Raw genomic sequence first — 20,721 nt, forward strand, 5'->3', positions numbered from 1 at the left:
AAATATTATCTTTGTAAAAGATAATAATGTTTTTATGTTTAAAAGCCAATACTTTTATAAATAACAAAGATTATTTTTCTTAAATATAATTTTTTTTATATTAAAAGATATTTGATCCCTTGCTGAGATTTTCTTTGTTATAAAATCTTGGCTTAGAAACTTTATTAATGATTTTTTATTTTGAAAATTAAGAAAATATATTTTTATAACCGTTTAAATGGTTATATACAATAATCAATATCATGGCTGAAATTATTTTAGGAATAGATCCCGGCTCTCGTAAAACCGGCTATGGAGTCATAAAGATTCAAGGATCTGCACTTGTTTATTTAGGTTCAGGCTGCATCAATGCCGGCAGTGGGGCTTTATATAAGCGCCTGCAGACTATTTTTGTTGCGGTATCTACAATTATTGAGCAATTTTCGCCGACAGTTTTTGCTATTGAAGAAACTTTTTTATCTAAAAATGTACAGTCGACGGTGAAGCTTTCTGAGGCAAGAGCCGCAGCAATGATTGCAGGTTCTAACGCAGGGCTTGAGATTTTTGAATATACGCCGCGTCAGATAAAGCAGGCCGTTGTAGGTTACGGAGCCGCGCAAAAACATCAGGTGCAATATATGGTTGAGCGTATTTTAAAATTATCCGGGACTCCTCAGGCGGATGCTGCAGACGCCCTTGCCTGCGCAATTTGTCACGGTTATACAAGCGCGGTGACTAAAGCAATGCGTTTTACTGCTCCGGTCGGAAATTTCGGACACGGCAGATTTCAAAATTAAAGTAAGCAAATTCCTCCTTTTTAGATTTTAAAAAGCCCAATAAGCTATAATTTGCCTTAAAAATTAAGGAGAAAAATTTTGTTTGGCAGTTTACGCGGAAAAGTTTTAAGAATTGACGGCGTTACGGTATTAATTGAGGTCGGCGGCGTAGGTTATGAAGTTGAAATGCCGGTTACCTCGCTTGCAAAAATTTCCGTCAATGAAGAAGAATTTATTTATGTTCATCACGTGGTGCGCGAAGATGACGAACTTTTATACGGTTTTTGTGATTTAAGCGATAGGACCTTATTTAGAGAACTTATAAAAGTAAACGGAGTAGGTCCTAAACTTGCCTTGGCTGTTTTGTCATCGTTTAATGCGCATGATTTTATTGCTGCGGTGACAAGCGGCAGAACCGGAGCTTTGACTCAAGTACCGGGTGTCGGGAAAAAGACCGCAGAACGTCTTATGGTTGAACTCAAAGACAGACTTGATAAGCTTCCGCTGTCAGATACGGTAAGCACGGCTGATTTAAGCAAAGTAAACGGCATGGCTGCTGTTGTCGGTAATATTGCAGTGGATGAAGCGGTGTCGGCATTAATCGGGCTTGGCTATAAAGAAGCTTTGGCTTTTGAATATGTCAACAGCGTTGCAAAAGAAGGAATGGATACCAAACAGATTATTGTCGCGGCTCTTGGTTTGATTTCAGGAGGTAAGCGCTGATGGCAGGAAAATATATAAAAGAAGATGAATTTTCCTCTGTAAAGGAAAGCGGCGGAATAATTGCGGATAATTTAAGCATAAATTCAGCAATTCGTCCTGAAGCTGATGCAAGTGAAATTGAGGCGGAAGCGGGCGGTTTCGGATCTGCTGAGGACAGAGCATTACGCCCTAAGACTTTAAAAGACTATATCGGACAGGAAGATGTAAAAAGCCAGCTTGAAATTGCACTTGCCGCAGCTAAAAAACGCGGAGAGGCTTTAGATCATGTTCTGATTTTCGGACCGCCCGGTCTTGGTAAAACTACTCTTTCAAATATTATTGCAAATGAGCTTGGCGTGCATCTTTCGCAGACCTCAGGTCCTGCTTTAGAGAAAAAAGGAGATGCGGCCGCTCTTTTGACTAATTTGCAGCCGCGGGATGTTATTTTTATTGATGAAATTCATCGTCTTTCTCCGGTTATAGAAGAGTTCATGTATCCTGCAATGGAAGATTATCAAGTGGATATTATGACGGGAGAAGGACCGTCGGCCCGTTCTATTAAGATAGGTCTATCGCCTTTTACCTTAATCGGGGCTACCACTAAAGCGGGAACGTTAACTTCTCCTTTAAGGGCGCGCTTCGGCATTATTCTGCAGCTGTCTTATTACACTCCGTCAGAACTTTTTTTGATTATCAAAGCCAGCGCTAAGAAACTGAAAATTAAAATTGATAAAGACGGTGCTATGGAAATTGCCAAGCGTTCACGCGGAACTCCGCGTATTGCAAACCGTCTTTTAAAAAGAGTGCGTGATTATGCCGAAGTCCGCGGCAACGGCGAAATAAACGTTGAAATCGCTAAAGCTGCGCTTGATTTGCAGAAGATCGATCCTGACGGATTTGATGACTTTGACAGGCAGTATTTGCGCTCGGTGATTTTGGACTTTAACGGCGGGCCGGTAGGCGTTGAAAGCTTGGCAGCTTCTTTAGGCCATGATCGTGAAACTTTGGAAAGCGTGGTTGAACCGTATTTAATTCAGCAAGGCTTTATCCAGAGAACCAGAAGCGGCCGCGTTGCTACTAAAAAAGCTTATGATAAGTTCGGTTTAAGCAGAACTGATGCTACTGATTTATTTAATGGAGTCGGTTTATCAAATGAATGAATTTTCGGTGAACTATCGCGTGTATTATGAAGATACCGACGCCGGCGGTATCGTTTACCATGCAAATTATCTTAAGTTTTGTGAAAGAGCTCGTACCGAATGGCTGCGAACAATGGGGATGTCGCAAAATAAGATGCTTGAAGATAAAGAAGGATTTGTTATTGTTAATTTGTCTGCCCGTTATAAGCACAGTGCCAAACTTGATGACATGCTTAAAGTGACATGTTCGGTAATTAAGCTGCGCAAGGTGGCTATTTCTTTTTCGCAGCAGATTTTTAATGAGAAAAATGAGCTCTTATTTGAGCTAGAATGTGATGTTGCTTTTATCAATATGAAAACAGGGCTGCCTAAAGCGATGCCAAGTGAAGCCTATCAATATGCTCAGGGCTTTTTAATACAAAAATCATAATCTTGGAGTTATAAAAATAATGCAAGGAAGTGACGGAGCTCTTTCTTTTACCGAGCTTGTTTTAAATGCCAGTTTTTTGGTCCAGCTTGTAATGTTGTTTTTGCTGACTTTGTCAGTTGTTTCCTGGACTATTATTATTCAGCGCAGCAATCAGTATAAATTAGGTCGTAAAAAAGCAGATGAGTTTGAAGAAAAATTCTGGTCGGGAATTGATTTGAATAATCTTTATCAGGATTGTGTTAAGCGTCAGCATTCTTTAATCGGACTTGAAGTGATTTACAGTGCGGGATTTAAAGAGTTCGTGCGCCTGGTCAATTCAGGACCTGCCGATCAGGAAGTGGTGATGGACGGAACCTATAGACAGATGAAGGTTGCCGCTTCGCGTGAAATTGAGAATCTTGAGACTCATTTGCCGACACTTGCTACCATCGGCTCTATAAGTCCTTATATCGGTTTGTTCGGAACCGTTTGGGGTATTATGCACGCCTTTGTGGCATTGGCTGCAGTTAAAAATGCAACTTTGTCCATGGTTGCCCCTCCGATTGCCGAAGCTTTGATTGCAACGGCTATGGGCCTTTTTGCCGCGATTCCGGCTGTGATGTTTTACAATCGCTTTACTACAAAACTTGAAGCGCTTGAAAATCGTTATCTAAATTTTATGGATGAATTTGCAACGATTTTAAATCGTCGTTTAGTTACCATAAAAAGCGCGAGTGTAAAAAGAGAAGAAGCGCAAAATCAGGTTAAGCCTCGCAGTTTTAATGATTTTGCTTCAAGAAATACCGCATCTTCTTATCGTAATCAGGAATATGCGGAAAATTCTTATAAAGAAGAGGCGCGCTTTGTAAAGAGACCGACAGCGGAAGGTCCTACTTATAGAGTCGGAAATATGCGCCGCAGTCATGAAAATAATGAAGAAAACAGTTTAAGAAGCGGAGCTCCTTCAAGTTTGCGCAGTTTGTCCGGCAGGGGCAATATCAACAACGGGCAAGGATCTTAAAAGAAAATGCGTAGATATTCCTCAAGGCGGCGTACCCGCCCGGTAGCGGAGATTAATGTAGTACCGTATATTGATGTTATGCTGGTGCTGCTTGTGATCTTCATTGCTACGGCACCTGTGGTTATGCAGGGGGTTACTGTTGATCTGCCAAAAGCAGAAGCTGAAACAATGAATGAAGATCAGAAAACCCCGATTATTGCAACAATTGACAGGGCAGGACAGTATTTTGTAAGTATTGATGCTTCGTCGACTAAAATGCCTGATTTGAATGCAGTAGGAAACTTTGTGGCTCAAGAGCTGTCAAAAGATCCGTCGCGTCCGGTAGTTGTCCAAGGTGATGCTCAAGTTCCGTATGATGCGGTAATTCAATTGATGAATGCGCTTAAAAACAGTGGAGTTGACAGTGTCGGATTGGTAACCGATCCGCTGTGAGGTAAACGTGAAGATAAATTTAGGTACGGCTTTTGTCGGTGCTTTATTTTTACATTTGGCGCTTATTGGAATTTTAGCCTCTAATATTTCACTTGATAAGCCGGAAAAGCCTGAAGACGGAATGGGAAATATTATGCACGCGGTTATAGTTTCCCCTCCGGCCAAAGGCAGTGAACAGGGACGCCGCAAAGATTCTAACGCTGTAAAGAAACAAGATCCTGCAGCCAATCAGGCAAATGAGGAAAAGCGTCGTCAGGCTGAAGCGGATCTTGAAAAAAGGGTCGCGGAACAAAAGGCTGCAGAGCAAAAGCGTCAGGCTGATTTGGCTTTAAAGAAAGCAGAAGAGGCCAAGAAAAAAGCCGAGGCTGAAAAAAAAGCTTTAGAGGAAAAGAAGAAAGCAGAAGAAGCTAAGAAAAAAGCCGAAGCTGAAAAAAAAGCTTTAGAAGAAAAGAAGAAAGCCGAAGAGGCTAAGAAAAAAGCTGAAGCAGAAAAGAAAGCTCTGGAAGAGAAGCAAAAAGCCGAAGAGGCCAGAAAAAAGGCTGAAGCAGAAAAGAAAGCTTTAGAAGAAAAGCAAAAGGCTGAAGAAGAAGCTAAAAAGAAGGCTGAAGCGGAAGCACGGCGGAAAGCTGAAGCTCAAAAAGCTGCGGATGCTCTTGAAAATGAGCTGTTCGGAACGTCTGACGGCATTGAAGGCGGTCAAGGTCTTGGCGGCGGTTCAGGAATTGCATCGCAATACGGATCGAAAGTTCAGACTTTAATTGAACAGCAGTGGCGAATTGATCCTTCAATGCAAGGTAAAACAGTTGTTGTTACTATTCAGGTGGGATCGGACGGCGTGATTTCAGGTGAAAAATGCCGAGGCGATAAGCGCGTTTGCGATTCGGCTTTAAATACTTTAAGACTTATCGGAATGCTGCCCATGCCCCCAAGAGAGTGCAAAGACTGTAATAACATAGTAATAACTATGACGCCTAAGCTTTAGCTTAAGCTATAATTTTTAAAAATTTATTAGAAGAAAAAAGGGGATTTTGATGCGTTTGATGAAATTTTTAGGCGCTTTCGGCTTTGGCTTGTTTATCATGTCAAATGCCCAGGCTGCTCTCAATATCGAAATCACTGGCGGTATTAATGAAGGCCGCAAGATTGCCGTTTTGCCTTTTACCCAAACGGCAGATGTCGGAATCGATGTCGCATCGGTCGTAAGCGCTGATTTGATGCGCTCAGGAAAGTTTTCTCCGTTATCCCAAAGTCAAATACCAACAGGCGTCTTTGACGGAGAAAAAGTTAATGCCGATATGATGGCAGGTACGGGTGCTGAAGCTGTTGTTTTCGGCAAAGTTTATCCTGACGGCAATACTTACCAGGTCGAGTTTTTATTACAGTCTTTAGTCGGTGAAAACAAAGGTCAGGTAATTGCACATTATCGCGGAGCTTCAGGTCTTAATACCATGCGTCAGGCTGCACATCGCGTATCCGATCGCGTTTATGAAAAGCTCGTTGGACAAAAAGGAGCTTTCAGAACCAGAATTGCGTATGTGGTATTTCGTCACGGAGCTAAATTTCCTTATCAGTTGATGACGGCCGATTATGACGGCTTTAATGAAGTGCCGATCCTAAAATCTACCGAGCCGATTATGACTCCCAGCTGGTCTCCTGACGGAACGAAAATAGTTTATGTAAGTTTTGAAAATAAAAATTCGGCTATTTTTATTCAGGATCTTAATACCAAGCAGCGTACGCGTATTGCGAGCTTTAAAGGCTTGAACAGTTCGCCGGCATGGTCTCCTGACGGATCAAAAATAGCAATGGTGTTGTCAAAAGACGGACAACCGGATATTTACTACTATGATGTAAATACCCGTGCTGTTCAGAGAGTTACCGCCGATCCTGCAATTGATACCGAGCCTAACTGGTCGGCAGACGGCAGACAGTTGTTTTTTACATCAGAGCGCGGCGGCAGAGCTCAGATTTATAAATTTGATTTTAATACCCGTACGACGGAACGTCTAACCTATCAAGGACAGATGAATTTATCTGCCGAGCCTATTCCGGGGACTAATTCGGTAATTATGATTACTCGTCATAACGGTTATCGAGTTGCTCGTATGGATGAAGATGGCAGTATTTATATGCTGACCACTTCAAATTTGGATGAATCTCCCAGTGTTGCACCTAATGGCAGTATGGTAATATATTCTACGATATATCAAGGGCGTAAGGGCTTGGCTATCGTTTCTGCCGATGGGCGCTTTAGAGCTAATTTGCCGTCTACATCAGGCGAAATCAGCTCACCTGCATGGGGTCCGTTACTTGATAAATAAAGTTTAAGGAACTTAAGTTATGAATAAAAAATTCTTTTTAGCCGCAGCTTGTTTGTTAGCAGCATTTGCTTTCACCGGCTGTTCAACCACGGGAAGCGAAGACGGAAGAAGCGGCACCTTGGTTGAAGACGCAAGCGGTATGGGCGGTGACGTGCAGGTAGGTCTTGATCCGGATGGCGCAGTAACCGTTACCGGTACTGACGGATACGGCAGTAATTTCAGCGGCCCTGAGGCTTTGCGTGAAAACAACACGATTTATTTTAATTATGATTCCGATCAGATCCATGATAATTATGTAGGAGTCATGCAGGCTCATGCCAAATACTTGCGTGAAAATCCTGATGCCCATATCATTATCGAAGGTCATACCGATGAGCGCGGAACTCCTGAATACAATATTGCTTTAGGTGAAAGACGTGCTCGTTCAGTTGCCCGCTATATGCAGAATTTAGGCGTAGACGTCAATCAGCTTTCCATCGTTTCTTACGGAGAGGAAAAGCCTTTGGTTGTCGGTCACAATGAGAATGCCTGGGCAAAGAATCGTCGTGCCGTGATTAATTATTAATTTTTAATTAATTGAGTTTCAAGGCGGCGCGTCATTTTTGATGCGCCGTTTTCGTTTTGGAGGCAACATGCGTAAAACACTGCTTGCTTTATCTGTAATGATAATCAGCTCCGTAAGCTTTTCCGTGTCAGCTGCGGATTCGTCAATTCAAAAACAGCTTGATGCGCAGCAGCGTGCGATGCTGGAGATGCAAAATCAATTGGATTTTTATAATCAACAAATTGCGTCTTTGCGCGGTGACATCGAAAAATTGCAGTACGATTTAAATAAAGTTAAAGAGCAGATGGCAAATACTGCAGCAGCTCCGTCTGCACCTGCAGTGCAAAACGCCAATTCATCACAACAGCAAGGAAGTTCGTCCGGCAGTAACAGCGCTGCACCGCAAAACGGAAACAATCAAGCTTCGGCACAAAACTCCGGTTTTACGCTTGAGGGTAATTTAAAGACAGCTGATGCACAAGCAAAATCCGCTTACGATAACGCTTATAAATTCGTTACCGCCAACAATCTTGCCGCAGCTGAAAAAGAATTTTCAGCATATCTTCAAAGTTATCCTGATAACAGCTTGACGCCAAACGCATGGTATTGGCTCGGACAGGTTCAGTACAAGCAGAATAAGCTTGATGAGGCCAGAGTAAGCTTTTTAAACGTAGCTCGTTTTACTGCGACGCCTAAGCGTCCGGATTCTTTGTATAAATTAGGGCTTATAAGCAAATTAAAGGGCGATAAGGATAAAGCCAAGCAATTTTTCGAATTGGTGATAAATAAATATCCGGCAGATACGGCAGCAAACCTTTCTCGCCAGGAATTGCAGAATATGTAACTTTCACCAGGTAAAAAAGCGCAGAATAGAAATATTTTGCGTTTTTTATTTAAATAAATATTTCTAATAAAAATCAATAAGATAACTGTTATTTTGACTTTTTGATAATAAAAATTTTAAATAATTTTAAAAAAAACTCTTGCATTGGCGCTGAATATCAGTAAAATAACGCTCCGTCAGGCAACAACGCCGGATTGATGAGTGGGCTGTTAGCTCAGTCGGTAGAGCAGCGGACTTTTAATCCGTTGGTCGAGAGTTCGAATCTCTCACAGCCCATAGGTCCAGTAAGTTGTTTTGTTAAACGGGTCGTTAGCTCAGCTGGTAGAGCAGCGGACTCTTAATCCGTTGGTCGCGGGTTCGATCCCCTCACGACCCACCATTTAACACCTGATATAAGCTGGGTTGGGTCGTTAGATCAGCTGGTAGAGCAGCGGACTCTTAATCCGTTGGTCGCGGGTTCGATCCCCTCACGACCCACCATTCAAAAATTTGGACGCTTAGCTCAGTTGGTTAGAGCATCTGCCTTACAAGCAGAGGGTCGTAGGTTCGAGTCCTATAGCGTCCACCATCTGATTAAAATCCTTTTCAATTTTTCACTCATTCTCAATAAAATTCTTATCGCATTTTTGTTTTCTTGCAGTAAAATCTTCATAGTGTGCACTAAGTCTCAATGTGCGCTATAATCGCACATCAACTTTAAATGATTGTGCTTTATCTTTCTGTTTGTTTAGATTTTAACAGCACATAAAGCCGGACTTGGGTTAGTACTGGGGCTTTAGTAAAATGAAGGCTGCAGTTGCAAGGCTCGGCATTGAGATCTTTATTGATATGATAAGATCTTGCCTTTAGTTTGAAACGTTCGCATTGTTAAGGAGCAGGTATGAGCTGGCTTGAAAAGATATTGCCTAAAAGTGACAGCAACAGCAAACATGAAATCCCCGAAGGCGTGTGGACCAAATGCGATGCCTGCGACCAGGTTTTATATCGTGCAGAGCTTGAGCGTAATCTTAATGTTTGCCCCAAATGCGGTCATCACATGCGCATTAAAGCACGTGTGCGTTTGGATGCTTTTTTGGATCCGCAAGATCGCAGTGAGATTGGTGCAGATTTGGCTCCAACCGATATTTTAAAATTTAAAGATTTAAAGCGTTATAAAGATCGCTATACTCAGGCTCAAAAGTCTACCGGTGAAAAAGACGCTTTAGTGGTGGAAAAGGGTTTTTTAAAGGGAATTCCGGTCGTTGCCGCTGCTTTTGAGTTTTCCTTTATGGGCGGATCAATGGGCTCAGTCGTCGGTGCCCGTTTCTGTCTTGCCGTAGAAGAATGCGTTAAAGAGCGCCGTGCTTTAATTTGTTTTTCTAACTCGGGCGGAGCACGCATGCAGGAATCATTGTTTTCTTTAATGCAGATGGCAAAAACCTCAGCTGCTTTATCAAGATTAAGTAAAGCCGGTTTGCCTTTTATCAGCGTTATGTGTGACCCGACCATGGGCGGCGTATCGGCATCTCTTGCTATGCTCGGTGATATCAATATCGCTGAGCCGAATGCTCTTATCGGATTTGCCGGTCCCCGCGTAATCGAACAGACCGTGCGCGAAACTTTGCCTGAAGGCTTCCAAAGAGCCGAGTTCTTAAAGGAAAAAGGCGCTGTTGATATAATTGTGGCCCGTCGTGATATGCGCGATGTGATCGCTTCATTATTATCAAAATTGATGGTTCGCCGCGAAACTCCTTTAATTAAAGATACCGTTAATTCCTCAGCCGACAGCGCTCAAACGGTAACTGAAACTCATCAGGTTAATCACACTGCCACTAAGAGCGGAACAACCAGAAAACGAATCAAACCGCGTGTTTAATGACTGAAAATTTATCTGTTAAAAATCGATCTCTTCAAGAGTGGCTTTTCTATCTTGAAGGGATAGATCCGAATCGCATTGAGCTTGGATTAAGTCGGGTTAAAGCCGTTGCAGCCAAGCTAAATCTGCTTAAAATCGCTGCATATACTATTGAAGTCGCCGGAACTAACGGCAAAGGTTCAACCGCAGCTTTAATCGCCGGCGCTTTAAATAAGTCCGGTATCAAGACAGGGCTTTATACTTCACCTCATCTGCATGTTTTTACCGAACGCGTCAACATCGGAGGAAAAAATGTTGATGAGTCTTTATTGTGCAGGGCTTTTTATGCGGTTTATGAGGCAGCAGGCCAGTGCGGAGTAAATCTTACTTATTTTGAATATACAACCTTGGCGGCTTTTTACTGCTTTAAGGCGGAAAATGTTCAAGCTGCCGTGCTGGAAATCGGTCTTGGCGGCAGACTTGATGCCGTCAATGTGATTGATGCGGATATTGCGGTGATTACTTCCATAGGTCTTGATCATACTGCAATCTTGGGTAATACGCTTGCCAGGATTGCTTATGAAAAGGCCGGAATTATCAAAAGAGGTGCCGTTGCCTGCGTAGTAGGCAAGGTAGACACTCAAGCTCTTGAAGTCATTGAAGCAAAAGCCAAGGCTGAGAACGTTTCGCTTTTTTGTGAAGATAGAGATTTTAAAGCAGATTTTTCTGACGACGGTTTTTGCTATCGGCAAGGAAGCATGACGGATTTTTATCCTTTGCCTGAAATTCCGTATATTTGTGCAGCAACGGCTATTACTGTTTTGAATTTATTAAAAAATTTAGGAGCCGCTATAACCGGATCTGCCGTAAACGCTGCTTTAAAAACCGTTTCATTACCCGGCAGAATGCAGAAAATATGCAGTTTCCCTGCTATTTATTTTGATGTTGCGCATAATCCTCCTGCAGCTTTGCATTTAAAGCAAAGTCTTGGCCGTTTGCCGCAAACGCAGGGAATAAAACGTGCCGTAGTCGGTATGTTAAAAGACAAAGACATTGAGAGCGTTCTGCATATTCTCAAAGATTCTTTTGATATGTGGTATGTTGCCTCTTTGCCGGGCGTTCGCGGTCAAAGTAAAGAACGTCTTAGGGATGCTTTGGCGCAGGAACTTGGTGAAAATGCAGTTTCCTGTAATAAAATTAAAGATTACACTTGTGTAAAAGATGCATTGCACGCAGCTGTTGATGAAGCTTCTGCAGCAGATACGATTATTGTTTTCGGATCATTTGTGACAGTTGCCGAGGCAGGCGATTGCGTAGACGCAATAGTTAAATGATGAGGAATAAGCATGGCTTTTGGTAATAAATTACGAAACCGTATTGTCGGCGTGCTCGTGATAGTCTCGATTATTTTAATTTTATTGCCGGTGATGATGCAGGATCGTCCTGTTCCTAATGAGCCGATAAATGAAAAGCCGATTGCCGTTAATGAAGAAGGTGCTATTACCGATGAAAACGGTTTGCTGGCATCTCAATCCCCTGATTATGCCGAATTGCTTGAGCCTTATGACGATTTAAGTAAAAACGAAGAGGTTTTAAATACCCAGCCTGCCCCTGCAGCACCGGCAGGTAAAGTTGAGGTTTTGGATCTACCCGATGACAGTCCGTTTGCAAGTGCAAATACCGGCAAGCAAGATTTGGCTGTCAACAATAATTCTCCCAAGGAGGAGATTTTGGTTGCTAAAAAGCCGGCTCCGGAGCCTAAGGCAATTGAAAAACATGAGACAAAGCCCGTCGTTAAGAAATCAGAACAAGTTGCCAAACCTGCAGCAAAAGGTGCTTATACCGTGCAAGTCGGAGTATTTTCACAAGAGTCTAATGCTCAAAATGTCGTGAAGAAATTAAATGCAGCAGGAATCTCATCAAGAATTGAGAAAGTTCAAGTTAACGGACGTTCTTTAAACCGCGTTTACGCAGGAAGCGGAAATTCTCGTTCCGCTTTGCAAAATTTGTTGCCGCAAATTGAAAAACTCACGGGTGCTAAAGGCAAAATCGTCAGTGTTAAATAGGAGCTCTTTATGCAAAGAAGCAAACTTATAAATTACCTTGATGAATATCTTCAAGCAAAAGATTTTGCATATGATCCTTCGGTCAACGGCTTGCAAATTGAAGGATTTGATGAAGTTGAGGTTGTAGCGACTTCTGCCGATGCATCTTTGGACTCAATTGATGCCGCTTGCGAGCTTGGAGCCGATACGCTTATCGTGCATCACGGGTTATTGTGGCAGGGTGACGACAGATCCATTACCGGAACGTTTAAAGATAGGGTTAATGCGGCTTTAGAGGCCAATTTAAATCTTATCGCTTATCACTTGCCTTTAGACGCCCATCCTAAAATCGGCAACAATGCGTTTTTATGTTTGCTGTTAGGAGACGGCTTTAGTGATTACATTGTCAAAGGTGATAAGTCTTCTATTGCTATGCGCAAAGTTTTAAATAAACCTAAATCTGTCGGAGAGATTTGCGCTCTTTTATGCAAAAAGCTGGATTGCCGCGTCGGCATTGTCGGTAATGTTTCCGAAGATTTTTTGTTAAATGACTTTGCCGTTTGCTCCGGATCGGGCGGATCGGTGATTGATAAATGCCGCAGCCCTTCTTTTGATGCTCTTATTACCGGAGAAATCAATGAGCAGACGTACAATGCTGCAATTGAAAGCGGGACGGTTGTTTTTATCGTCGGACATCATGCGTCAGAGCAGGATGGTGTAAGGCTTTTAGGTGAGAATTTGGCAAAAACGTTTAATCTTACTCACCATCATCTGCATTTTGCATATGAAAAGAATATCGCGTGGTTTGAGTAATAATGAGCGAAGATAAAGATCTTTTACCTGAAGCAAGGCTGGTTCGTAATGCTTTAATTGAACGCGGTCTTGAGACTCCATGGCACGATAACGGCCTTGATGACGTTGAAAAGCGTCGCCGTATCGCTGCATGCATGACGGAAATTATGGAGACTTTAGGGCTTGACTTGCAGGACGACAGCCTGACAAAGACTCCCGAGCGCGTGGGTAAAATGTTCGTAAATGAGATTTTTTCAGGTCTTGATTACAGAAATTTTCCAAGCATCACTTTAATTGAAAATAAGATGCACTTTGATGAGATGATCAAGGTCAAGGATATCTCATTAACATCAACCTGCGAGCATCATTTTGTGGTTATAGACGGTATGGCAAAGGTTGCATATATGCCCGGTACCAAAATCATCGGTTTATCCAAAATTAACCGTATCGTGCAGTTTTTTGCCAAACGCCCGCAAGTTCAGGAGCGGATGACGCAGCAGATATTGGTAGCACTGCAGACTCTTCTTGATACTAAGAATGTTGCCGTGACTATTACCGCAACTCACTACTGCGTGAAAGCTCGCGGAGTCAAAGATCCTACATCATCAACCACTACTACGGCACTTGGCGGACACTTTAAGCATAATCCGTCATCCCGCCATGAGTTTTTAACCGATTAGGAGATGGCAATGAGAAAAGAAGATTATCTTATATCTCTCATTGTGCCAGTATATAACGAAAAAGAGACTATCGAGCTTTTCGTTAATACAGTTGAGCAGAAATTGGCCTCTATTTGGCAGCATATCGAAATTGTTTTTGTCGATGACGGATCTAAGGATAATTCGGCGCAAATTGTTGAAGGTCTTATTGCTAAAGGCAAACCGATAAGTCTGATTAAGTTGTCGCGTAATTTCGGAAAAGAAGCGGCAATGAGTGCGGCCCTTGACTTGGTCAAAGGTGACGCTGTTGTTCCGATGGACGTTGACCTTCAGGATCCTCCTGAATTGGTGCTTGAGTTCGTCAGAATCTGGAAGGATGAGGGGATTGATACCGTTTACGGCGTACGAGTTGATCGCTCCCAGGATACGGAAATCAAACGCGTAACTTCAGGCGGATTTTATTATGTCTTCAATAAACTGTCCAATAAAGTGAAAATTCCGGCCAATGTCGGAGATTTTCGCCTTATTGACAGAAAAGTAGTGGAAGCGGTTAAAACCTTAGGTGAAACCAATCGTTTTATGAAAGGTCTCTTCGCCTGGCCCGGTTTTTCATCAAAAGGCGTTGCCTATGAGCGTCCGCAACGCTCTGCCGGTACCACTAAATGGAATTATTGGAAGTTGTGGAATTTTGCCCTTGACGGTATCGTATCTTTTTCATCTTTGCCGCTTAGAATCTGGTCTTATATAGGATGCGGCATCGGTCTTTTGGCGATTATTTACATGATTTTCATCATTGTCGATACTTTTATGTTCGGCGTGGATGTTCCCGGTTACTCTTCAACCATGTGCGTCGTATTGTTTTTAGGTGCGGTGCAGCTTATTTCCATAGGTGTTTTAGGTGAGTATTTAGGCCGCGTTTCCGAGGAAGTAAAACATCGCCCGGTATTTGTCGTATCTAAGATTAAAGGTGCGTTGTCCGACAAACTTGAGAAGGGAACAGTGAGAACTCATAACGGTTTATATGTAAACGACAGTAAAGAAAATGACGGACAATAATTTTTTAGTAAAAGTATCTCAAGGCGGAAAATTTTACGAGTTAGTCCGTTTCGTGATTGTCGGCGGAGCCGCTACCGTAACTGATTTGGCGGTATCAATCGTTTTATTCTTTGCTTTTCCCGATATGAGCGAAAACGCAATTACGACGTGTGCTTTTTGCGTCGCATTTTTCGTGTCGTATTTCGGTCACCGCTATTTTACTTTCAAACAGCACGGCAATATCTTTAAGTTTTTGCTTCTGTCCTGCTCCATGCTCGTGCTGCGCAACATTATCGTGTTTGTTTTAGTCAGGATCTGGATGACGGGGTTGGCGCCTATCATCGTTGCTATGGCTCTGGTTACGGTAATAACTTATTTAGTATCAAAATTTATGGTCTTTAAGCAAAAGTAGGGGGACGTGTGCGAGTTGCCTTAGGTGTTGAATATGAAGGATGGAATTATGCCGGATTTCAGCGTCAGCCCAATGCCGTTACCGTGCAGGGCGAGCTTGAAAAGGCTTTATCAATAATCGCCGATGAGCCGGTGTCATTAGTTTGCGCGGGACGTACCGACGCCGGGGTTAATGCCACGGGACAGGTTATTCATATTGATATCACCAAAGACAGAAGTGAAAAAGCTTTACTTTTAGGTACTAACACCAAGCTGCCTTCCGACATCGCGATCACTTGGGCAAAAATCGTCTCTGAAGACTTTCATGCAAGATTTTCGGCAAGAGCCAGGCGTTATCGTTATATTATTCAAAACACTATGCACCGTCCCGGGGTATTAAACAAGGGCGTCAGCGTTTATCACGGCGATTATGATATTGAGCTTATGCAAAAAGCGGCAAAGATCTTAATCGGAGAGCATGATTTTGCCTCTTTTAAAGGTGCAGATGAGCAGTCTTCTTCAACCTTCCGTTGTGTACACTATATTGAAATCTCGCGCCACGGTCCGTTTATCGTTTTTGATATTGCTGCTAATGCGTTTTTAAACCATATGGTACGTAATATTGTCGGCAGTCTGCTGTTGGTGGGTTCCAAAGTAAAGTCAACGGCATGGTTTGAAGAGGCGTTTAAGGCCCGTAATCGTGATGCGGCGGGACCTACGGCTCATCCTGACGGTTTATATCTTGTCGATGTAACTTATCCTATGAGCTTTAATCTGCCTCGCCGCGAGTTTATCGGGCCGTTATGGCTTAGCTGATGCTTTTAATGCGGCGCTTTCTAAAGGCAAGGCTACCGCAAATTACCAGAATAATTGCGCCAAAAGGAAGGAACAGCGCGTTTTCAAGACCGACATGCTCAGCTAGAAAGCCAAGTAGCGGCGGAATCACCAAAAGTCCGGAGTACCCGACAAAAGACACGATTGCTGATGCGGTCTTGGGGGATACGTCTTTACTTCTGCCGGCGTTTGATATGGCAATCGGGAATACCGGAGACAGTCCGATCCCCATGAAAACGTAACCTAAAAGACATAAGTAGGGACTTGGAGAGGCGATAACTATTGATATGCCGATAAGAGCAAGCGTTCCGCCGAATAAAATCATTTTGCTGTCGCCAAAGCGGGCCCGGAAGTGATCGCCTGCAAATCTTGAAATTGCCATAAAGAGGGCAAAAGTGCCGTACGCAAGAGCGGCAAGACCTTCATCTGCTCCTTTTGCCTGATGCAAAACAATGCTGCCCCACTCGGCAACCGATCCTTCGGCACAATAGGAGAACATCCCCATAAGTCCGCAGAATACGATGAAAATAGGAAGCTTGGAAGTTTTGGTAGTTTGTTCTGCTGATTCTTTTTGAGGAGACGGCTCTGCTTTTACAGGGTCGCTTAATAAAAAGCGGCGTAAATAGGAAAATACGCCTAAAAGTATTATGCCTACGATACTGAAATTGATAAGCAGCGATAAATCTGCAAAGGCAAAAATTGATCCGATGCCTGATCCTAAAAGACATCCGGCACTGTAGCAGGCGTGCATCGAAGAAAGACAAGGCTTTTGTCTTTTTTGCTCTAAAAAGATGGCGTGGGTGTTCATGCAGACATCAAGATAGGCACAGGCATATCCCCACAAGGCAAAGAGGGCAAACAGAATTTCTCTTGAATGCACTAGAGACATTAAAAGGCAGATAAGGAGAAAAGAGCATAAAGAAACGCTTAAAACGGTTTTGACCTGCAGCTTTTTTAATACTTTGCTGATGGTAAGAAAACCGGTTAGTGAGCCTACGCCTAAAAGCATTAACGCAATTCCGACATCGGAATCGGTGATGCCGGTTTGCGCTTTTAGCGCAGGAAGTCTTGCTGTTACCTGGGTGTAAATGATGCCGCAGGAGAGGAATACGAAAAATCCTGAAAATAATGAATTTTTACTGTGCATATGATTTTGCTAAGTTAAAAAAATTTATAAAAAATGAAAATTTTTCAGATAAATATGAGAGTTAGGCAGAAAACTATTCAAGTTGACAGTGAGTCGTGAAGAACATGCAACATACCGGAAGGTCGGTATCGGCAATGCATATAAAAGGTACAACGTCTAACATAAATGTACTTAGAAAATATACATCATCTTGATGAACGCGCATAAGCTTAGCACATTGAAGTTGATTGTAAAGCTTATTTAAAAAAGGATTTTTGAGGTGTTTAAGGACTTGGCAAAACAGTCTGTCTGCTGCGGGTTGTAAAAATTTACAGGTGCTGTTTATCAGTGATATTTTCTGTATTCCCGACTAACGCCGCTAAATCTCAAATTCATGCTTTTATTTTGCACATAAACCTTGTTTTGCTGTTTTATCTTAGGAAAAAAATGTTTATCAGCTCCAAAAATTGGCATTTGCTGAATACGCATTTGTGGATTTTTATAATCTTCTTAGCATTAATCGATAAGGAGAATTTTGATGTATAAAAAAAGTCTTATGATCTTTTTAGCTCCATTATTTGCTTGCTTCAGTGTTCATGCCTATGAAGGGGATATTACAAAATTGTCTTTGCCGCAGATGCGGGTGGCTTTAGACAATAAACAAATTACTTCGGAACAATTAATTACCGCATATTTAAAAAATATTGAGAAAAACGATAAAAAAGGCAAAAAAATTAATGCTGTTATTTATATCAATCCGGATGCCTTGGCGCAGGCACGTATTTTTGATGCCAATAACAACGGTAAAAATTTACCGTTAGCCGGAATTCCCTTTTTAGTAAAAGACAATATCAATACGGCAGGGATCGCAACTACCGGCGGAACTTTACCGTTAAAAAACTCTACTCCGCAGGCGAATGCTTTTGTTGTACAAAAACTAATTGATCAAGGTGCAATAGTATTGGGCAAGACCAATCTGTCAGAACTTGCCGCTTCTTACGGGAGATTGGGATATTCTTCATTGGGAGGTCAAACCCTCAATCCGTTTAACGAAAAGAGAGACGCTTCAGGTTCAAGCAGCGGATCTGCTGCCGCCGTAGCGATGAGTTTTGCTCCTTTTGCCTTAGGTACGGATACTTCAGGTTCAATTCGCGGTCCTGCCAGTACTACGGCAACTGTAGGATTGCGCCCCAGTCTGGGACTTACCGGCCGCTCCGGAGTTATTCCTTTATCTCTTAGCGCTGATACCGTAGGCGTTATTACCAGAGATGTAACCGATCAAGCTATAGTTCTTGATGTAATCAATGCTGTTGATTTAAATGATGCCGCTACTTTAAATTTAAACCATTTACGAAATATTTTTTATAAAGCCGTTACCGGACCCGTATCGTTAGTGGGCAAAAGGATTGGAATAATCAGTAATTTTGACGGAGGAAACTCTGATGTTGATAAAGTTCGCGATCATGCTGCCGCACTAATTAAAAATCACGGAGCAATAATCGAGGAAATAAAACTTCCTGAAATTTTTAATGATTTATGGTCTCCGGTTCTGGGTCCTTTAGGACTTGCAGAATTCAGACCGCAGATGAATGCTTATTTATCGGCACTGCCGTCAGGCTCTCCGCAAAATATGGATGAGTTTATGCAAGAACTCATTAAAGAGACAAAAAACGGAACATATCTTATAAATCCGGGGCGCTTTCAAGGACTCATGGACAATTACACCACCAATACTACGGATTCGGCTGAATATATTAGTATTTTGACCAATACAATTCCGTATTTGCGCAAAGCCTTCTCACAAATTATGGATGAGAATAATTTTGATGATCTGCTGTTTGCAACTATGAGATGTCCGCCCTCAGTAAGGTACGATAAACAGGATTTAACTTATAAATGCGCAGCATCTGATCCTTATACTCCGTCATATATAGCATCAGCACTTGGTTTACCTGAAATTTCAATTCCGGGTGGAAGAGATCAATATAACTTGCCTGTAGGTATATCTTTCTTGGGCCGGTTTGGGGATGATGCTGAGATTTTAAAATTGGCAAAAGCGTTTGAAACGGTAAATAAAAATATTTCTTATAAATAATATCCTGTTTTGTCGGTCATACTTTGCCGACAAAACATTTGCTTTATAGATTTTTAATCTACATAAAAGTTTATAAGTAGTTGACATATCCTGTCTAAATAACGCAGATCCTATTGCCGAACAAACAATACTACTGTCAGTTTCGTGTGGATCCTGTTGCCGACCCCTGAAGAGGTGGTACTGAGGACTATTCTGACAAGATTTTCCCTTCGTAATCTATAAGGTGCGGCTTTTTGGGTAGAGCCGCACTTTATGCACTTGAATATTACCCATTATTTTTGGTGTCTTTGATTATATGTCAGCATTGTGCAGATTTGACCAATGTGTTAGCGGCCTTAATACAGCAAATCAGCATGGTATTTTTTCGGTATTTGAAGAAGATGTATTCATATTTTTTATTTATCGGGGTTTTTAATACGGAATTTTAGTTAGCTATTGCTAATTAAAATATGTTTTGTTACTATGCGCTAACTATAGATAGCAATAGCTAATTAATAATAAAATGAGAATAAAATGTTTTCACCAGACTTTAATCCACTTTTAGAGGTTTTAAAAAATCATACCGACAGTAGCGGCAATGTAAGTTGGAATGCGCTAATCAGTGAAGTTAAAACAATGGCTTCATTGTTTGCCGGTAAAGCAGAAATGCCGCATAAGGGAACAGCCATGGAAGAGATGATGAAGAAAATGGCTGAATCTCAAGGAGAAGAAGTTGCTTGGCAGGCAGCTATAGGAACAGATCCGATAAAAGATGCGTTTGAAGTCAAAAAATTTGCGCATGCCTCAGGAGATGCTCAAATTGTCCCGCCTCCCTTTGTTCCTATGGCATCCGATCTTCTTGTAAACACCAAAAGGACGACCCGCAGCGCTGCATATATTAATGTACCCTTTTGTCAGACGCGCTGCGCTTTCTGTATGTTTTACATCGGAGCATACAAACCTGAAGAATCCAAACGTTATACCGATGCATTAATAAAAGAAATCAGAATGTGGCAGGGTTCTAAGGCATTAGAAGATAAACCGATTCATGCTGTTTATATGGGTGGCGGCACTCCTACCGCGCTTGAAGCTTGTGATCTTGAACGCATTATCACCACTTGTAGGGAAGTTCTTCCTTTATCAAATGATTATGAGTTTACCGTTGAAGGCCGCCTTTCTTTTTTTGATGATGAAAAGATAGAAGCGTGTCTTAAAGCAGGAGCCAATCGTTTTTCACTTGGGGTTCAGACCTTTGATACTGAAATAAGGCAGTCGGTAGGGCGACTTTCAACAAAAGACGAATTGATAAGAGGACTTGAAAATTTATCAGCTTATGATGAGTCAAGCGTGGTTATAGATCTGATTTTTGGTCTTCCGGGACAAACTGAGACGACTTGGCGCGAGGATCTGGACATCGTAAGCAGTCTTCCTATTCATGGCGTGGATTTGTATCAGCTTATTTTGCTTGAAGGATCTCCTTTGCAAAAATTAATTAAGGCAGGAAAGTATAAGTATGCCCCCGACAATCGCGAGAGAGCCGAGATGTACCGTATTGGCTGTAACGCTATGGAAAAAGCGCATTGGAAGCAATTATCGGTAAGTCATTTCGGACGCAATACGCGTGAGCGCAATCTTTACAACGTTTTGGCAAAAAGTGACGCCGATACTTTGGCTTTTGGTCCCGGTGCCGGCGGCAAAATTCAGGGGCTTTCCTTCATGAATACCCGTAAGTATGAACTCTACCCCGTAGAGTAGACCGGTTAAG

General features: G+C 42.2%; 20 protein-coding genes, 4 tRNA genes and 1 pseudogene. 24 read left to right on the forward strand and 1 reads right to left on the reverse strand.

The genetic code is table 11. The annotated features are described in order from the left end of the window. Positions 1-242 precede the first annotated feature (242 nt). The 22 genes and pseudogenes from ruvC (at position 243) to truA (ending at position 15,738) form a co-directional block, all read left to right on the forward strand. Entirely contained in the window at positions 243-776 is a 534-nt protein-coding gene (gene ruvC / locus HMPREF9444_RS04145) for a crossover junction endodeoxyribonuclease RuvC (RefSeq protein WP_009143110.1), read from the forward strand. Between the two features lie 78 nt (positions 777-854). Continuing rightward, the gene (gene ruvA / locus HMPREF9444_RS04150) at positions 855-1,478 is read left to right on the forward strand and encodes a Holliday junction branch migration protein RuvA (protein ID WP_009143111.1); all 624 of its coding nucleotides are present in this window, start codon (positions 855-857) and stop codon (positions 1,476-1,478) included. Continuing rightward, entirely contained in the window at positions 1,478-2,617 is a 1,140-nt protein-coding gene (ruvB, locus tag HMPREF9444_RS04155; protein WP_009143112.1) for a Holliday junction branch migration DNA helicase RuvB, read from the forward strand. The genes ruvA and ruvB overlap by 1 nt, the downstream gene beginning before the upstream one ends. Next, entirely contained in the window at positions 2,610-3,026 is a 417-nt protein-coding gene (ybgC, locus tag HMPREF9444_RS04160) for a tol-pal system-associated acyl-CoA thioesterase (RefSeq protein ID WP_009143113.1), read from the forward strand. Before ruvB ends, ybgC begins: the two co-directional genes overlap by 8 nt. Positions 3,027-3,045: 19 nt before the next feature. Next, a pseudogene (gene tolQ, locus HMPREF9444_RS04165) lies at positions 3,046-3,720 on the forward strand (protein TolQ); the annotation flags it as partial. 312 nt (positions 3,721-4,032) lie between these two features. After that, positions 4,033-4,458, forward strand: a complete 426-nt coding sequence (gene tolR / locus HMPREF9444_RS04170) for a protein TolR (RefSeq protein WP_040909194.1) — start codon at positions 4,033-4,035, stop codon at positions 4,456-4,458. A 7-nt stretch (positions 4,459-4,465) separates the two neighbouring features. Then, on the forward strand, positions 4,466-5,440 hold the full coding sequence (gene tolA, locus HMPREF9444_RS10505) for a cell envelope integrity protein TolA (protein WP_009143116.1): 975 nt from the start codon (positions 4,466-4,468) through the stop codon (positions 5,438-5,440). A gap of 58 nt (positions 5,441-5,498) precedes the next feature. Next, entirely contained in the window at positions 5,499-6,779 is a 1,281-nt protein-coding gene (gene tolB, locus HMPREF9444_RS04180) for a Tol-Pal system beta propeller repeat protein TolB (protein ID WP_009143117.1), read from the forward strand. Positions 6,780-6,798: 19 nt separating this feature from the next. Continuing rightward, the gene (gene pal, locus HMPREF9444_RS04185; protein ID WP_009143118.1) at positions 6,799-7,344 is read left to right on the forward strand and encodes a peptidoglycan-associated lipoprotein Pal; all 546 of its coding nucleotides are present in this window, start codon (positions 6,799-6,801) and stop codon (positions 7,342-7,344) included. Positions 7,345-7,411: 67 nt separating this feature from the next. Next, complete coding sequence (gene ybgF / locus HMPREF9444_RS04190; protein ID WP_009143119.1) at positions 7,412-8,167, forward strand: tol-pal system protein YbgF; 756 nt, start codon at positions 7,412-7,414, stop codon at positions 8,165-8,167. A 203-nt stretch (positions 8,168-8,370) separates the two neighbouring features. Beyond that, positions 8,371-8,443, forward strand: a tRNA-Lys gene (locus HMPREF9444_RS04195). 27 nt (positions 8,444-8,470) lie between these two features. After that, positions 8,471-8,546: transfer RNA gene (locus HMPREF9444_RS04200), tRNA-Lys, on the forward strand. A gap of 25 nt (positions 8,547-8,571) precedes the next feature. Continuing rightward, positions 8,572-8,647, forward strand: a tRNA-Lys gene (locus HMPREF9444_RS04205). A gap of 11 nt (positions 8,648-8,658) precedes the next feature. Next, positions 8,659-8,735, forward strand: a tRNA-Val gene (locus HMPREF9444_RS04210). A gap of 312 nt (positions 8,736-9,047) precedes the next feature. Then, positions 9,048-10,022: an acetyl-CoA carboxylase, carboxyltransferase subunit beta gene (gene accD / locus HMPREF9444_RS04215; protein WP_009143120.1), complete on the forward strand. Its 975-nt coding sequence runs from the start codon at positions 9,048-9,050 to the stop codon at positions 10,020-10,022. Beyond that, positions 10,022-11,335, forward strand: a complete 1,314-nt coding sequence (gene folC, locus HMPREF9444_RS04220; protein WP_009143121.1) for a bifunctional tetrahydrofolate synthase/dihydrofolate synthase — start codon at positions 10,022-10,024, stop codon at positions 11,333-11,335. The genes accD and folC overlap by 1 nt, the downstream gene beginning before the upstream one ends. Positions 11,336-11,347: 12 nt before the next feature. After that, positions 11,348-12,067 (forward strand): SPOR domain-containing protein, encoded by a 720-nt coding sequence (locus tag HMPREF9444_RS04225; RefSeq protein WP_009143122.1) that lies wholly within the window; start codon positions 11,348-11,350, stop codon positions 12,065-12,067. Positions 12,068-12,076: 9 nt separating this feature from the next. Then, a complete protein-coding gene (locus HMPREF9444_RS04230; RefSeq protein ID WP_009143123.1) occupies positions 12,077-12,859 on the forward strand; it encodes a Nif3-like dinuclear metal center hexameric protein in 783 nt (260 codons plus the stop codon). Positions 12,860-12,861: 2 nt separating this feature from the next. Continuing rightward, positions 12,862-13,518: a GTP cyclohydrolase I FolE gene (gene folE / locus HMPREF9444_RS04235; RefSeq protein ID WP_009143124.1), complete on the forward strand. Its 657-nt coding sequence runs from the start codon at positions 12,862-12,864 to the stop codon at positions 13,516-13,518. Between the two features lie 9 nt (positions 13,519-13,527). Continuing rightward, entirely contained in the window at positions 13,528-14,553 is a 1,026-nt protein-coding gene (locus HMPREF9444_RS04240) for a glycosyltransferase family 2 protein (RefSeq protein WP_050778996.1), read from the forward strand. Next, a complete protein-coding gene (locus HMPREF9444_RS04245) occupies positions 14,540-14,944 on the forward strand; it encodes a GtrA family protein (protein WP_009143126.1) in 405 nt (134 codons plus the stop codon). The genes HMPREF9444_RS04240 and HMPREF9444_RS04245 overlap by 14 nt, the downstream gene beginning before the upstream one ends. An 8-nt stretch (positions 14,945-14,952) precedes the next feature. Next, on the forward strand, positions 14,953-15,738 hold the full coding sequence (truA, locus tag HMPREF9444_RS04250) for a tRNA pseudouridine(38-40) synthase TruA (protein WP_009143127.1): 786 nt from the start codon (positions 14,953-14,955) through the stop codon (positions 15,736-15,738). Here the strand turns inward: truA and HMPREF9444_RS04255 are convergent. Further along, the gene (locus HMPREF9444_RS04255) at positions 15,731-16,903 is read right to left on the reverse strand and encodes an MFS transporter (RefSeq protein WP_009143128.1); all 1,173 of its coding nucleotides are present in this window, start codon (positions 16,901-16,903) and stop codon (positions 15,731-15,733) included. The genes truA and HMPREF9444_RS04255 overlap by 8 nt on opposite strands. 517 nt (positions 16,904-17,420) lie before the next feature. Here HMPREF9444_RS04255 and HMPREF9444_RS04265 point away from each other — a divergent pair. Next, positions 17,421-18,977 (forward strand): amidase, encoded by a 1,557-nt coding sequence (locus tag HMPREF9444_RS04265; protein WP_009143130.1) that lies wholly within the window; start codon positions 17,421-17,423, stop codon positions 18,975-18,977. Positions 18,978-19,490: 513 nt separating this feature from the next. Further along, positions 19,491-20,711: a heme anaerobic degradation radical SAM methyltransferase ChuW/HutW gene (gene hutW / locus HMPREF9444_RS04270; RefSeq protein WP_009143131.1), complete on the forward strand. Its 1,221-nt coding sequence runs from the start codon at positions 19,491-19,493 to the stop codon at positions 20,709-20,711. Positions 20,712-20,721 lie beyond the last annotated feature (10 nt).

Source organism: Succinatimonas hippei YIT 12066, from assembly GCF_000188195.1.
Classification (GTDB): domain Bacteria; phylum Pseudomonadota; class Gammaproteobacteria; order Enterobacterales; family Succinivibrionaceae; genus Succinatimonas; species Succinatimonas hippei.